Genomic DNA, 12,550 nt, shown 5'->3' on the forward strand with positions numbered 1-12,550 from the left:
GCGGGGGCCCGCCGCCCCCGCCCCCCCGGGCCGCGCGCGCGCCCGCCCCCCCCCCCCCCCCCCCCCCCCCCCCCCCCCCCCCCCCCCCCCCCCACTACCGGCGCGCCATCACGCGGCCACGCGCGGGCGCCGCTCCGGCTGCAGGCGGAACGCCGACACCGCTTCGGCCAGCGCCTGCACCTGGGCCTGCATGTGCGCGGTCGATGCGCCAGCTTCCTCCACCAGGCTGGCATTGCGCTGGGTGCTCGATTCCATCTGCACGATGGTCTGGTTCACCTGCGCGATGCCGGCGTGCTGGTCCTGCGATGCACTGCGGATGGCCGTGAGCAGTTCGGCCAGCTGCTGCACGCTGCCGACGATCTCTCCCATGGTGGTACCGGCCTGCTCGGCCTGCACATTGCCCTGGCCGACGCGGGTGACCGAATCCTCGATCAGCTCCTTGATCTGCTTGGCCGCCTCGGCACTGCGCTGGGCCAGCAGGCGCACTTCGGACGCCACCACGGCGAAGCTGCGGCCCTGCTCGCCGGCACGCGCGGCTTCCACGGCGGCGTTCAGCGCCAGGATGTTGGTCTGGAAGGCGATGCCGTCGATCAGCTGGGTGATGTCGCCGATGCGGCGCGAGGCTTCGCTGATGCCATGCATGGTGGCTACCACTTGGCCGACGGCCTGGCCGCCACGCGCGGCCACCGCCGCCGCGCCCTGCACCAGCGCATCGGCGCGGCCGGCGGCATCGGCGTTGCGGCCGACGGTGTCGGTCAGTTCGTGCATCGACGCGGCGGTCTCTTCCAGGTTGGCCGCCTGCTGTTCGGTACGCTGCGAAAGATCATGGTGGCCGGCGACGATCTCGCCCACGCCCACATCCAGCCGCGACGTGGCCTGCTGGATGCGGGTGACGATGCGGCCGAGCTGGCCGACGGTGGCATTGGCATCGTCGCGCATGCGCGCGAACACGCCCTGCAGGTCGCCCTCCATGCGCACGCTCAGGTCACCGCGGGCCAGTGCCGCCAGCAGCGCCTGTAGATCGCCCAGATTGGTTTCGAACGTGGCCAGCAGATGGTTGATGCTGGTGGACAATGTACGCACGAAGCCCTGCTTGCCTTCCAGCGCGATGCGACCTTGCAGTTCACCGTGTGCGGCCGCGTCGACCAGCGCGGCCACTTCGGTTTCCAGCAGGGTTTCCAGCGCGCGGCTGCGCCATTCCACCGCCACGCCGAGGAAATGACCTTCATCGACGATCGCGTTGGCGATCAGCTGGTAGCGCACGCCGAGGTGATTGATCTCGCGTTCCTCGCTGCGGCGCACGCCGGACAGGCTGGTCATGACCGGGTGCAGGCGAACGGCATCGCTGCCAACCAGTGCGTCGGCCGGCATGCCCAGCAGCTGCAGCAGGGCGGGATTGGCGTAGGCCACCTGCCCTTCCGCATCGATCACCATCAGCCCGGTCTGTGCGCTGTCCAGCGCCTGGCGCACGCGGGTGTTGCCACGGGCCACCGCGCGTTCCTCCTCGATGCGCGCGCGCAGTCGCTGCTGCATGTCGATCAGGCGCTGCGCCAGCTGGCCGATCTCATCGTTGGCGTTGTGCACGCGCAGGGTGGTGTCGAGGCGATCATCGGCAATGTCCCTGGCGAAACGCAGGGTGTCCTGGATCGGACGGCGTACCGCGCGCAGCACCAGCACCAGGCTGGTGATCAGCACACCGGCCACCAGCACGAGCGTGGCGGCGAACAGCACGCTCATGGTGCGTGCACCGGCCTGCTGGCGTGCCTGCGCCTGGGCCAGCGCCTGCACCTGGGCCTTCTGGAAGGCGGCCAGTGCAGGCGCCACGCTGGCGGCGGTATCCAGCAGCGACTGGGCTTCCACATCCAGGCCGACGCGGGCGGCGGTGTAGCCCAGCAGCGCGGCCTGGTAGGCATCCATGTCGGTGCGCAGGCTTTCCTGCGCCTCGGCCGGCAAGCCGGCCAGGGCCAGGTCGAAGGGCAGTTTTTCTTCGCTGGCGCGGTCGGCATGGGTGGAATCGCCATCGAGCAGCAGCAACGCCTCCTGCCGACGCATCTTCTGCACATGCAGTTCCAGCGCCGGACGCTGCAGCGCGGTCACGTTCGCCTGCAGCGTGTCTGCGGCCCGCTGCAGCTGCGCGGCCAGGCCCGCGTCGCCGCGGCCCATCTCATCCACGCGCTCGAACAGCGCGGCGATGCCCTGCGAAAAGCCGTCGACCGCCTCGGCCAGGGACTGCAGCGCCTTGCGCCGGCCGGCATCCATCGGCATCGCGCGCAGCGCCTGCAGATCCTGCTTCAGCTCCTGCTGGGTGGCCAGCAGCTGGCTGCGGTCGGCATCATCGAAACTGCGCGCATACTGTGTCTGCAGGCGCCGTGCTTCGGCCACGCGGGTGGCCAGCGCCGCCGCCAGATCGCTGCCGTGCTGGTAGCTGGCCTGGGTGCGGGCAGCCTGTGCGCTGGCGTGGCCGGTCCAGGCGTAGACGCCGGCGATGGCGACCAGGCCCAGGCCGCAGACCCACAAGGTGGCCTTCAGCTTGTCGGCCACGCTGAGCCGGTGCGGCTGCAGCCAGCGCAACGGGCCGGGAAACGCCGAGCGCAGCCCATCGAAGTGGGTGCGCAGGGACCGAAGGCGAACAACCGCGGTCGACATGACAGACTCCAGGCAAAAGGACGCACCTGTATCGGCCTGGATCAGCGGGACTTTAGAACTATTTTCGAGAACTGCCACCGGGGCGCACTTGCGGTCTTTGTACCGGCCGCAGGCGACGGGGCGATGACATCGGCGCCCTGCCCTTGACCTCAACCCCGGTTGCGGTTGCACAGTAGGTGTCCCTGCCCCGCCTGGTGCCGTCATGACCACGCTCGATATCCCCCGCTACCTGCAGCGCCTGCAGCTGCCGGCCGCGCCGCCGGCCACCCTGGCCGGGCTGACCCTGCTGCAGCAGCGCCACAACGCCCATGTGCCGTTCGAGACCCTCACCTGCCTGCTGCGCGATGCGGTGCCGATCGACCTGGACAGCGTGCAGCGCAAGCTGCTGGACGCGCAGCGCGGCGGTTACTGCTTCGAGCTCAATGGCGCCTTCCTCACACTGCTGCAGGCGCTGGGCTTCGATGCCCATGCCCTCAGCGCGCGCGTGCTGCTGTCGGCCGCCGAAGGCGAACTGACGCCACGCACCCATCTGTTGATCCGGGTGCGGCTGGACGGCGAGGACTGGCTGGTGGATACCGGCTTCGGCAGCCTGACCCCGACCGTGCCGCTGCGCCTGCTGGAAACAGCCGCACAGGACACGCCGCATGAACGCTACCGGCTGCAGCGCCTGGATGACGGCGATTACCTGTTGGCGGCCAGCAGCGGTGACGACTGGCGGTCGCTGTACCGGTTCGACCTGACGTCGCCGGCGGCGGCCGACAACGAGGTGGGCAACTGGTATGTGTGCACGCACCCGCACTCGAGTTTCCCCGGGGAACTGCGTGCTTCGCTGACGTGGCCGGAGGGGCGGCGCACGATCGGCAGCGGCAACTACACCGAGTACCGGCCAGGCCACGCGCCGGAGAAGCGTGCGCTGCGCGATGTGGCCGATGTGCGGCAGGTGCTGCAGGAACGCTTTGGCGTGCGGCTGCCGGACGATGCGCGGCTGGACCCGGCCATTGCCGGGTGGCTGCAACGCTGGCAGGCGACGAATTGCGCACGTTGATTCTGTAGAGCCGAGCCCATGCTCGGCTCTACAATTTGGCGTCAGGCCGTTATCGGGGCCTGCACGGCGATGCGGTTGCCTTCGCTGTCGGCGATCTCCGCCACGCGCCAGCCCCTGCCTCGGCGGGGCCGAATCGCAGCGCGGCACCCGCCTGCAGCGCACGGGCAAGGCTGGCATCGAGATCCTGCACGCCGACATAGATGCGCGCGCCCCGCTCGGACGGCAGGTAATCCGCGCCATGGACCAGCGCCATGCTGGCACCGCCTGCATCGTCGTCGAACGGCAGGTACGCCATCGTGCAGTCGTGCACCTCCACCGGGGCACCGATTTCCACCTGCAGCCACTGCTGGTAGAACGCGATGGCGCGGGCCAGGTCGGCCACCGGAATCTCGACGTGCATGACAGGGTTCATCGCCGCACCATACCGCTTCAGATGATGCGCAGGGTAATCGCCTTCAGCACTGCGCGGGTGCGGTCGCGGGTGCCCAGCTTGTCGAGGATGCTGGACACGTAGTTCTTCACCGTGCCTTCGGCCAGGAACAGGCTGCGCGCGATTTCCTTGTTGCTGTAGCCACCGGCCAGCAGGCGCAGGATGGCCACTTCGCGTTCGCCGAAGGTGTCGCTGGGCGGCGCTTCATCGTGGAAGCGGTAGCGCGAGCGCACCGGTTCGGTACTGACCGGCAGCAGCAGGGTTTCGCCAGCGGCGACGCGCTCGATGGCTTCGCGCAGGTCGGCCGGCGCTGCATCCTTCAGCAGGAACCTCTGTGCACCCGCTTCGCTGGCGCGCAGCAGCAGGTCGCTTTCATCGAAGGTGGTCAGAAGCAGGCAGGGCGTGGCGTCGCCGCGCCCTCGCAGCTGGCGCAGTGCCTCGATGCCATCCAGGCCGGGCATGCGGATATCACTGAGCACCACGTCCACCGGCTGCGTGGCCAGCGCATCCAGCAGTGCCTGGCCATCCTCGGCTTCCAGCACCACCTGCACGCCCAGGCCCTGCAGCAGCGCGCGCAGGCCGGCGCGGACCAGGGCCTGGTCATCGGCCAGGGCGACACGGATCGGTGCGCCGCTCATGCCGGCAACCGCGCGATCAGGTGCATGCCGCCCTGCTCGGTACGGGCCAGCTCCAGCTGCCCCTGCACATCGGCCAGGCGCTCACGCATGCCGGAAATGCCATTGCCCTCGCGGATGCGCTCGGCGCGCTGGCCGTCATCGCGGATATCGATACGCAACCGGGAATCCTCTTCGCTCATCGTCAGCCATACGTTATCGGCTTCGCCATGCCGTGCGGCGTTGGTCAGGGCTTCCTGCACCAGGCGCAGCACCGTCTCGGCCGTGCGTGGATCGGTGACCCGCACGCCCTCGGCAATCCGCAGCTGCAGGCGCGGGCGCGGGAACGGCGCGGCCAGCGCATGCAGGGCGGTGTCCAGATCCAGCCCGCGATCATCGCGCATGGACTGCACGACCTGGCGGATGTCGGCGAGCAGTTCGCCGGACAGCTGTTCGGCGGTCTGCAGGCCCTCGCGTCCGGCCAGCACCGGATCGGCGGCCAGCGCACGCAGGTTGAGGCGCATGGCGGTGAGCTTGTGCCCGGCGACGTCGTGCAGTTCGCGCGCCAGGCGCAGGCGCTCGGCATCGCGGGCGCTGTCGGCCAGCAGGGCACGGGTGGCCAGCAGATCGGCATTGACCCGCGCCAGCTCGTCGCGGGCCAGCGCCGTGCTGCGCGCATAGTGCGCGGTCAGCGCGGCAAAGGCCTGGAAGCCGCCGTACAGCAGCACCACCAGCAGCGGCTGGGTGAAACCACTGTGGCGCAGCACGGCGTACTCGGCCAGGTTGGCCAGCAGCGCAACCACCAGCACGAAGCGCGGCGGCCAATGCTCGGCCAGCTGCGCAACCAGCACCACCAGCAGCACCGGTGCCGTGCCGGTGCGTGGCTGCAGGGCGATGAGGGCGACCGCCAGCAGCGCCTGCAGCACGGCAACGACCGCGCGGAGGCGGGTCGGCAGCCCGACCCAGCCGTGCACCGCGAACAGCAGCAGGAAGGCGCCGAGCAGCAGCAGGCTTGATCCGGCCCCGCTGCGCTGCACGCCGAATGACAGGCCGACCACCAGCACGGTGATCACGCCGGCAAGGCTGAGGGGACGCAGGAGATGGCGGAGCAGGCTGGGCATGGCGGCATGCTGACCGGCCCGGCCCCCTGCCGGCAATGGGTCCAGCGCAGAAAGTGACTTCTGGCACGTCGGATCGATGACCACTGGCCCTGAACCCGGGCCAGCCCCCGGCGCAGACTGGCCCCACACCTCCAGACGGAACTGCCGCCATGATCCGCACCGCCCTGACCTGCTCCCTGCTCGCTGGCCTGCTGCTTGCCGGCGGCACCCATGCCGCCGAGCTGACCGTGAACGTGCACGATGTCCGCGCCCAGACCGGCACCCTGCGCGCCGCCCTGGTGTCCTCCGACGAGGCTTGGAACGGCAAGGCCGCACCGGTGCAGGCGCAGCAGGCACACCCGCAGGGCGACAGCGTGCACTTCACCTTCAAGGATCTGCCGGCCGGCAACTATGCCGTGCTGCTGACCCACGACGAGAATGACAACGGCAAGCTCGACACCAACCTGGTCGGCATGCCGATCGAAGGCTACGGCTTCAGCAACAATCCGCAGGTGATGCGCAAGCCGACCTTCGAGGAAGCACGCTTCGCGGTGTCCGCCGCCGGCACCGCCATCGACATCACCCTGCGCTGATTCTCCTTCCCGCACCGAGGCCCGCCATGGATCGTCGCCGCTTCCTCCGCACCCTGATCAGCAGCACCGCTGGCCTGGCCCTGGGCGCCACCGCCCTGCGCAGCGCCCCGGCCTTCGCCAACGACCCGGCGCAGTTCGCCCAGGGCCTGCAGGCGCATCCGTGGCTGCTGGGCTGGCGCGGGGTGAGCAGCGAGACGCTGGGCCCGGCCACGGTGCAGCTGCAGGGCCGGCTGCCGGCCGGCCTGGCCGGCACCCTGTACCGCAACGGCCCGGCCTGGAGCGAGCGCGGCACCCTGCGCTACGACCACTGGTTCGACGGCGACGGCATGGTCCACGGTTGGCACTTCAACGGCGACGGCAGCCTGACCCACCGCGCACGCATGGTGGCCACGCCGAAGTTCACCCGCGAGCAGAAGGCCGGTCGCTTCCTCTACCCCGCCGCCGGCACCAGCGTCCCCAACGCACAGGCCGTGCGCAACAACGACGATGCCAACGTGGCCAACACGTCGGTGATGGCGCTCAATGGCCGCGTGTTCGCCCTGTGCGAATCGGGCTCGGCGTTCGAGGTGCATCCCGATTCGCTGGAGACGATCGGCCCGGTGACCTGGCGCCCTGACCTGGCGGCCCTGCCGTTCTCGGCGCACCCGCTGGTGGACCGCGATGGCAGCGTCTGGAACTTCGGCTCGATCAGCCTGATGGGCGGCGCCGGCCTGCTGGTCTGGCACATCGGCAAGGATGGCCAGCTGATCAGCGCCGATGTGATCGCCACGCCGGGCCGTGGCTACCTGCATGCCTTCACCATGACCGACCAGCACCTGGTCTTCGTGCTGGCGCCGTTCGACTTCAATGAGAGCGGCGGCAGCTTCTTCGAACGCATGCAGTTCGCCCCGCAGCGCGCGGCCAACATCGCGGTGGTATCCAAGGATGCGCCGGACAAGGCGCAGTGGTTTGAAGCACCGTTCGCGGCGATCTACCACTTCGGCGATGCACACCGCAGCAAGGACGGCATCGTGGTGCGTGCCGTGCGCCGCGACAACATGGACGAAGCTCGCTCGCCGATGAAGGAAGCGATGGCCGGTGACGGCGCCCACGCCACCAACGGCCACAGCAGCCTGGTGGAACTGCACCTGGACCTGCGCCGTGGCCAGGCGCGCTGGCAGGATACCGGCATCAGTACGGTGGAATTCCCGCTGTTCGACCCGCGCACGCCCGACAGCCGCGCGGCCCGCCTGTACGCACCGACCGTCGATGGCGCCAGCAACACGCCGTACTTCAATGCGGTGGCCGCCTTCGACGTGGAACGTGGCCGCCGCCAGGTGTGGCGCTATGGCAGCGACATCATGGCCGAGGAGCATGTGTTCGTGCCCCGCCCCGGCAGCCGCAATCCGGATGATGGCTGGCTGGTCGGGACCCTGCTGGATCCGGTGAACAAGCGCAGCGGTATTGCCGTGCTGGATGCGCGCCATGTGCAGGACGGCCCGCTGGCGCAGGCCTGGCTGCCGTACGCGGTGCCGCTGGGTTTCCACGGCACGTTTGCCGCGCGGGCGTAACCGCAGGCGCACGCCGCGCGCACGCGGCCGCTGGCATGCTGGCGTTCCCCGTGTTCCCCGGAGTGCCCCCATGCCGCTGTCCGACCACCGCGCTGTACTTGCTCCACACGGTCACCTGCGCGTGGCGATCAACCTGGGCAACCCGGTGCTCGCCCAGGGCGATGCGCGCTCGCCGCGCGGACCGTCCGTGGAGCTGGCCACGACGCTGGCGCAGCGGCTGGGCGTGCAGGCGCGTTTCACCTGCCACGATGCGGCGGCCTCGGTCGTGGCCGCTGCCGCCGAGGATGGCTGGGACCTGGCGTTCCTGGCGGTGGATCCGGCGCATGCCGACCGGATCGCGTTCAGTGCGCCCTATGTGGAGATCGAAGGCACCTACCTGGTGCGCGGAGCCAGCCCGGCGCGAACGGTGGCCGACCTCGACCGCGAAGGCGTGCGCATCGCGGTGGGTCGCGGCGCGGCCTACGACCTGTACCTGAGCCGCGAGCTGAAGCATGCGCGGATTGAGCGCGCCGAGACATCGGCGGCAGCGATCGCGCTGTTCGACCAGCAGCAGCTGGATGCAGCGGCCGGTGTACGCCAGCCGCTGCAGGCCTGGGCGCAGGCACATCCCGGGCATCGGGTGCTGGCCGATCGCTTCACCGCGATCCAGCAGGCGGTGGCCGCCCCGGCCGCGCGCCCGGCGGATGCACTGCAGGCGTTGTTTGCCGAGGTGGAAGCGATCAAGCAGGGGCCGTTGCTGGGGGAGGCGTTCGCGCGGGCCGGGCAGGCGGTGACGCTGGTGCGGTGAGGGGTTCGTTTTTTCTGTAGAGCCGAGCCCATGCTCGGCTGCCGTGTGCGGGGTTCCTGCGAAGAGCAGCCGAGCATGGCTCGGCTCTACTGGGTGATGGGTTCCTGCGAAAAGCAGCCGAGCATGGGCTCGGCTCTACAGCTGCAGCAGCGCCAGGTAGCCGGTCACCGTCAGCAGGGACAACAGGGTTGTTCCCAGCACCGTGGCGGCCGTGGTCGATGCTTCGCGGCGGTGGAACTCGGCCAGCATGAAGGGGCCGGTGCCGGTGGGTAGCACAGCCATGAGCACCGCGGCGTGGGCAAGCGCGGCCGGCAGCGCAAACACCTGCGTGGCGAGCAGCCACACCAGCAGGGGATGCACCAGCAGCTTCAGGCCGCCCAGCACCACCGCGCTGCGCCCAGCACCCGGCACCGGCGTGCGCCGCTCCCCGAGGAAAAGGCCCAGCGCGATCAGCGCACACGGGGCCGCCGCGCCGCCGAGCAGCTTCAGGAAGGTTTCCGCCGGCGCCGGCATCGACAGGCCCAGCGCCATCGGCAGCACGCCGGCCAGCGGCGCCAGCAGCAGCGGATTGCGCAGCAGCGAGCGCGCCACCTTGCCCAGCAGATGGTGCAGGCGATGCTCGCGCTGCAGGCCGACCTCGATCAGCACGATGGCTGCGGCGAACAGCACGCACACCGTCAGCAGGGTCGCGACCAGCGTCGGGGCCAGCGCCGACGGCCCGAGCGCGGCCACCGCCAGCGGAAAGCCGACGAAGCCGGTGTTGGCATAAGCGGCGTTGAGCCCGTCGATGCTGGCATCGGCCAGCGCATGGCCGCGGCGTCGACGCCACCACACCGTGGCGGCAAACAGCAGCGCGGTGCCACCGCCGAAGCTGGCGATGAAACCCGGATGCCAGAGCTGCTGCCAGCGCGCATTGGCCACCACGTCGAACAGCAGCGCCGGCAGCGCCAGCTGCACCACGAAGCGGTTCAGCTCACTGGTCGAATGCGGGCCCAGCGCACCACTGCGGCGGGCCAGCCAACCGGCAAGGATCAGCGCGAACACGGGAAGGACGATGGCCAGGACGGACAGCATGGGCGGCGCGAAGGGAGGGAATGCCGCGCAGGCTACGCGCCATCATCAATACCTTCCAATGCTTTTAACGGGCACCAGCGATACCATTCGCGCATGATCGACATCCGCCCGCTGCGTTACTTCCTGGCCGTCGCTGACACCCTGCACTTCGGTCGGGCCGCCGAACGCCTCAATGTCACCCAGCCGCCGCTGAGCCGGCAGATCGCCGCGCTGGAGGACTCTCTGGGCGTGGCGCTGCTGGAGCGCGACTCGCGGCACGTGCGCCTGACCGCGGCCGGCCAGCGCTTCCAGGAGGACGCGCGCGGGGTGATGAACGCCCTGCAACAGGCCTGCCACGCTGCCCGCCAAGTCGGTGCGGGCGAGCTGGGTGAGCTGCAGGTGGGCTTCATGATGCATGCCGCGCACAGCTCGGTACCGCCGCTGGCCCGTCGCTTCATTGCCGCGCATCCACAGGTGCAGCTGCGCCTGCGGGAGGCGCTGCCGATGGCCCTGCTGGACGGGGTGCGTTCGGGTGCGCTGGATGCAGGTATCGGCTTTGCGCCGGCGTCGCTGCGCGGGCTGGAACTGCTGCCGCTGCAGGAAGAACCGCTGTGCGTGGTGGTGCCGGCCGACCATCGCCTGGCGCGCCGCCGCAGCGTCGATATCACCGCTCTGGCCGGCGAGGCGCTGATCACCGCGCCGGCCGACGTGGTGCCGACCCTGCGCGAGGCCATCGAAGCCAGCTTCCATGCCGCCGGCCTGCAGGCCGATGTGCGGCTGGAAGTGCAGCTTCAGCAGAGCATCGTCAGCCTGGTGGGCGAAGGGCTGGGCATCGCGCTGGTGCCAGCCTCGCTGCAGCGCATGGGCATGCCCGGCGTGTCCTTCGTTCGCCTGAAGGACGCGCCGCGCGTGCAGCAGGTGGTGTTCTGGAAGGCGGACAACCGCAATCCAGTGCTGCCGCGGTTCCTGGCCTGCGTGGTGGATCGGTAGAGAAGCAGCCGAGCATGGGCTCGGCTCTACAGAGAGCCAGAGCAGTCGAGCATGGCTCGACTCTACAGAGAGCGAAGAAGAGCCGAGCGTGGGCTCGGCTCTACAGGGGGCGGTCAGCGCTGCAGGGCGTCCTGCACGGCCTTGGCCACGTCGGTGTTGTCGATGTAGCTGCCGTCGTTCCAGCGCACGTGCTGGCGGTAGCCGGCATCGACGCCGCGCACGCGCTGGCCCAGCAGTTCGGCACCGTTACCCTTGGCCCACAGCGGCACCAGGCCGTTGGAGTGGTTGCCGGTGGGGCGGAAGCTCATGCCCGGCATCTGCCCGCGGCCGTTGTTGCGCACCGGCTCGAAGGCCACCTTCTGCGCGTCCGGGCCCATCGGCATGCTGTTGTCGTGGTCGGTGGTGACGATCAGCAGGTTGCGCTCCCAGCCGCCGTTCTGCTCGATCCACGCCACCACTGCCGACACCGCATCGTTGAACTCGGCGGTCTCTTCGATCAGGCGGCCGTACTGCGGCTGGCCGGTGCAGGCACCGTAGTGCCACTCGGTACCGCAGGCGCTGGTGTGCGCGGCCCAGTCGGTGGCGCCACCTTCAACCATCAGGAACAGGCCCTTGGGCGAGCGCTGCTGCAGGAAGCGCAGCGCGCCGCGGGTCATCGTGGCCAGGTCCGGCACGCTGTCGATCTTCTTCACCCCCGACGGCGTCGCGGCATCGCGCCCGACCACCGGCAGCTGGCGCGCCTGCTGCAGGGTGTTGGCCACGCGCGGCACGCCGATCAGCGGGCGGTCGGCCGGAAGGCGGCCATCGGCCAGTGCGGCGAAGTCATCCTTGCTGCGGATCAGGCGCCACGCGCCGGACGGGTTGCCGGCAATCGGCGTGCCCGCTTCCAGCTGCTGCCAATCCTGCTGCGACACCCATTCCCACGGGTTCTGGCAGCCTTCGGCGGCGACCTTGTCCATGCCGTCCACGCAGGGCGTGCCGTCGACGCTGTAGCCGGGGCCGCCGGTGCCCAGCACCAGATCCATGTGGCCCTGGGCCAGCATCTGGTGGGCGATCTGGTGGTAGCTGTTGCGCGATTCGCTCTGCGCCGCGAACGCCGCCGGCGTGGCGTGCGGGAACGGCACCGAGGTGACCACGCCGGTGGCCATGCCCAGCGCCTTGGCGCGCAGGGTGTTGAACTCCACCGGCTGGCCATCGTTGTTGTAGTTGATGGCGTTGTTGTAGGTCTTCACCCCCGACGACAACGCGGTACCCGCAGCAGCGCTGTCGGTGGCGACGGCAGCCAGGTACTGGTAAGCGCCGAACGGCAGATCGGGCGCCGGCACCTCGGTGGTGTCCCAGGCCTGCATGGGGTCGTAGCCGATGCGCTGCGAATCATCGCGGGTGGGCTGGCCACTGGCGTTGAGCGGGAACGTGGTGACGGCCAGGCGCTGCGGGAAATCCGCATACGGTGCGCCTTCGCGGCTGCCGTACTGCCAGTAGGCCGCCGCATCCCAGGTCCCCCAACCGGCGCCGTCGTTGATCATCACGATGACGTTGTGCGGGCGCGCTTCGGCGGTCGTTGCGGTGGCCGGCTGCGCATCGGGGCGCGTCGTCGGCTGACAGGCAGTGAGCGCGGCAAGCGCCGCCAGGATCGACGGGCACAGCCAGCGTCGCGCGAGGGGTCGGGTCATGGAGATTCCTGCAGTACGAAAGGCGGCGACACCGCCAACAGCGGCACGTTATATCATTGCAATGTTGCA

11 protein-coding genes are annotated in these 12,550 nt (G+C 69.9%); 5 read left to right on the forward strand and 6 right to left on the reverse strand.

Annotated features, from left to right (window positions below; translation table 11 throughout):
- Positions 1–108: 108 nt before the first annotated feature.
- Positions 109–2,646 (reverse strand): methyl-accepting chemotaxis protein, encoded by a 2,538-nt coding sequence (locus ACVOK1_RS06020; protein ID WP_481561425.1) that lies wholly within the window; start codon positions 2,644–2,646, stop codon positions 109–111.
- A gap of 202 nt (positions 2,647–2,848) precedes the next feature.
- On the opposite strand from ACVOK1_RS06020, the gene ACVOK1_RS06025 reads away from it, so the two are divergent.
- On the forward strand, positions 2,849–3,691 hold the full coding sequence (locus ACVOK1_RS06025; protein WP_481561426.1) for an arylamine N-acetyltransferase family protein: 843 nt from the start codon (positions 2,849–2,851) through the stop codon (positions 3,689–3,691).
- Positions 3,692–3,740: 49 nt separating this feature from the next.
- On the opposite strand, the gene ACVOK1_RS06030 is transcribed toward ACVOK1_RS06025, so the two are convergent.
- From ACVOK1_RS06030 to ACVOK1_RS06040, 3 genes are read right to left on the reverse strand one after another with little or no spacing between them, the layout of a single operon-like run.
- Positions 3,741–4,103 (reverse strand): VOC family protein, encoded by a 363-nt coding sequence (locus tag ACVOK1_RS06030; RefSeq protein WP_481561427.1) that lies wholly within the window; start codon positions 4,101–4,103, stop codon positions 3,741–3,743.
- A 17-nt stretch (positions 4,104–4,120) separates the two neighbouring features.
- Positions 4,121–4,759 carry a response regulator transcription factor gene (locus ACVOK1_RS06035; protein ID WP_481561428.1) on the reverse strand — a complete coding sequence of 213 codons (639 nt, stop codon included), beginning with the start codon at positions 4,757–4,759 and terminating at the stop codon, positions 4,121–4,123.
- Entirely contained in the window at positions 4,756–5,856 is a 1,101-nt protein-coding gene (locus ACVOK1_RS06040; RefSeq protein ID WP_200751576.1) for a sensor histidine kinase, read from the reverse strand. The genes ACVOK1_RS06035 and ACVOK1_RS06040 overlap by 4 nt, the downstream gene beginning before the upstream one ends.
- A gap of 149 nt (positions 5,857–6,005) precedes the next feature.
- Between ACVOK1_RS06040 and ACVOK1_RS06045 the strand changes: the two genes are divergently transcribed.
- The 3 genes from ACVOK1_RS06045 to ACVOK1_RS06055 all read left to right on the forward strand — a co-directional run bounded on the left by ACVOK1_RS06045 (position 6,006) and on the right by ACVOK1_RS06055 (position 8,765).
- On the forward strand, positions 6,006–6,428 hold the full coding sequence (locus ACVOK1_RS06045; protein WP_200751575.1) for a DUF2141 domain-containing protein: 423 nt from the start codon (positions 6,006–6,008) through the stop codon (positions 6,426–6,428).
- Between the two features lie 26 nt (positions 6,429–6,454).
- Positions 6,455–7,978, forward strand: a complete 1,524-nt coding sequence (locus ACVOK1_RS06050; RefSeq protein ID WP_481561429.1) for a carotenoid oxygenase family protein — start codon at positions 6,455–6,457, stop codon at positions 7,976–7,978.
- A gap of 70 nt (positions 7,979–8,048) precedes the next feature.
- Positions 8,049–8,765: a transporter substrate-binding domain-containing protein gene (locus ACVOK1_RS06055; protein ID WP_481561430.1), complete on the forward strand. Its 717-nt coding sequence runs from the start codon at positions 8,049–8,051 to the stop codon at positions 8,763–8,765.
- Between the two features lie 135 nt (positions 8,766–8,900).
- Here ACVOK1_RS06055 and ACVOK1_RS06060 read toward each other — a convergent pair whose 3' ends face one another.
- Complete coding sequence (locus ACVOK1_RS06060) at positions 8,901–9,839, reverse strand: AEC family transporter (RefSeq protein WP_481561431.1); 939 nt, start codon at positions 9,837–9,839, stop codon at positions 8,901–8,903.
- 93 nt (positions 9,840–9,932) lie between these two features.
- Between ACVOK1_RS06060 and ACVOK1_RS06065 the strand changes: the two genes are divergently transcribed.
- Positions 9,933–10,808, forward strand: a complete 876-nt coding sequence (locus ACVOK1_RS06065; protein ID WP_164074821.1) for a LysR substrate-binding domain-containing protein — start codon at positions 9,933–9,935, stop codon at positions 10,806–10,808.
- Positions 10,809–10,921: 113 nt separating this feature from the next.
- Here ACVOK1_RS06065 and ACVOK1_RS06070 read toward each other — a convergent pair whose 3' ends face one another.
- Positions 10,922–12,481, reverse strand: coding sequence for an alkaline phosphatase (locus tag ACVOK1_RS06070; RefSeq protein ID WP_481561432.1), 1,560 nt, complete (start codon positions 12,479–12,481; stop codon positions 10,922–10,924).
- Between the last annotated feature and the right edge of the window lie 69 nt (positions 12,482–12,550).

Source organism: Stenotrophomonas sp. STEN087 (genome assembly GCF_056759115.1).

What these genes read in the sequence shown, in the direction of transcription:
- ACVOK1_RS06030 (WP_481561427.1), bottom strand. Translation starts at nt 4,103, where the DNA reads ATGAACCCTGTCATGCACGTCGAGATTCCGGTGGCCGACCTGGCCCGC.
- ACVOK1_RS06060 (WP_481561431.1), bottom strand. Translation starts at nt 9,839, where the DNA reads ATGCTGTCCGTCCTGGCCATCGTCCTTCCCGTGTTCGCGCTGATCCTT.
- ACVOK1_RS06055 (WP_481561430.1), top strand. Translation starts at nt 8,049, where the DNA reads ATGCCGCTGTCCGACCACCGCGCTGTACTTGCTCCACACGGTCACCTG.
- ACVOK1_RS06035 (WP_481561428.1), bottom strand. Translation starts at nt 4,759, where the DNA reads ATGAGCGGCGCACCGATCCGTGTCGCCCTGGCCGATGACCAGGCCCTG.
- ACVOK1_RS06065 (WP_164074821.1), top strand. Translation starts at nt 9,933, where the DNA reads ATGATCGACATCCGCCCGCTGCGTTACTTCCTGGCCGTCGCTGACACC.
- ACVOK1_RS06070 (WP_481561432.1), bottom strand. Translation starts at nt 12,481, where the DNA reads ATGACCCGACCCCTCGCGCGACGCTGGCTGTGCCCGTCGATCCTGGCG.
- ACVOK1_RS06045 (WP_200751575.1), top strand. Translation starts at nt 6,006, where the DNA reads ATGATCCGCACCGCCCTGACCTGCTCCCTGCTCGCTGGCCTGCTGCTT.
- ACVOK1_RS06050 (WP_481561429.1), top strand. Translation starts at nt 6,455, where the DNA reads ATGGATCGTCGCCGCTTCCTCCGCACCCTGATCAGCAGCACCGCTGGC.
- ACVOK1_RS06040 (WP_200751576.1), bottom strand. Translation starts at nt 5,856, where the DNA reads ATGCCCAGCCTGCTCCGCCATCTCCTGCGTCCCCTCAGCCTTGCCGGC.
- ACVOK1_RS06020 (WP_481561425.1), bottom strand. Translation starts at nt 2,646, where the DNA reads ATGTCGACCGCGGTTGTTCGCCTTCGGTCCCTGCGCACCCACTTCGAT.
- ACVOK1_RS06025 (WP_481561426.1), top strand. Translation starts at nt 2,849, where the DNA reads ATGACCACGCTCGATATCCCCCGCTACCTGCAGCGCCTGCAGCTGCCG.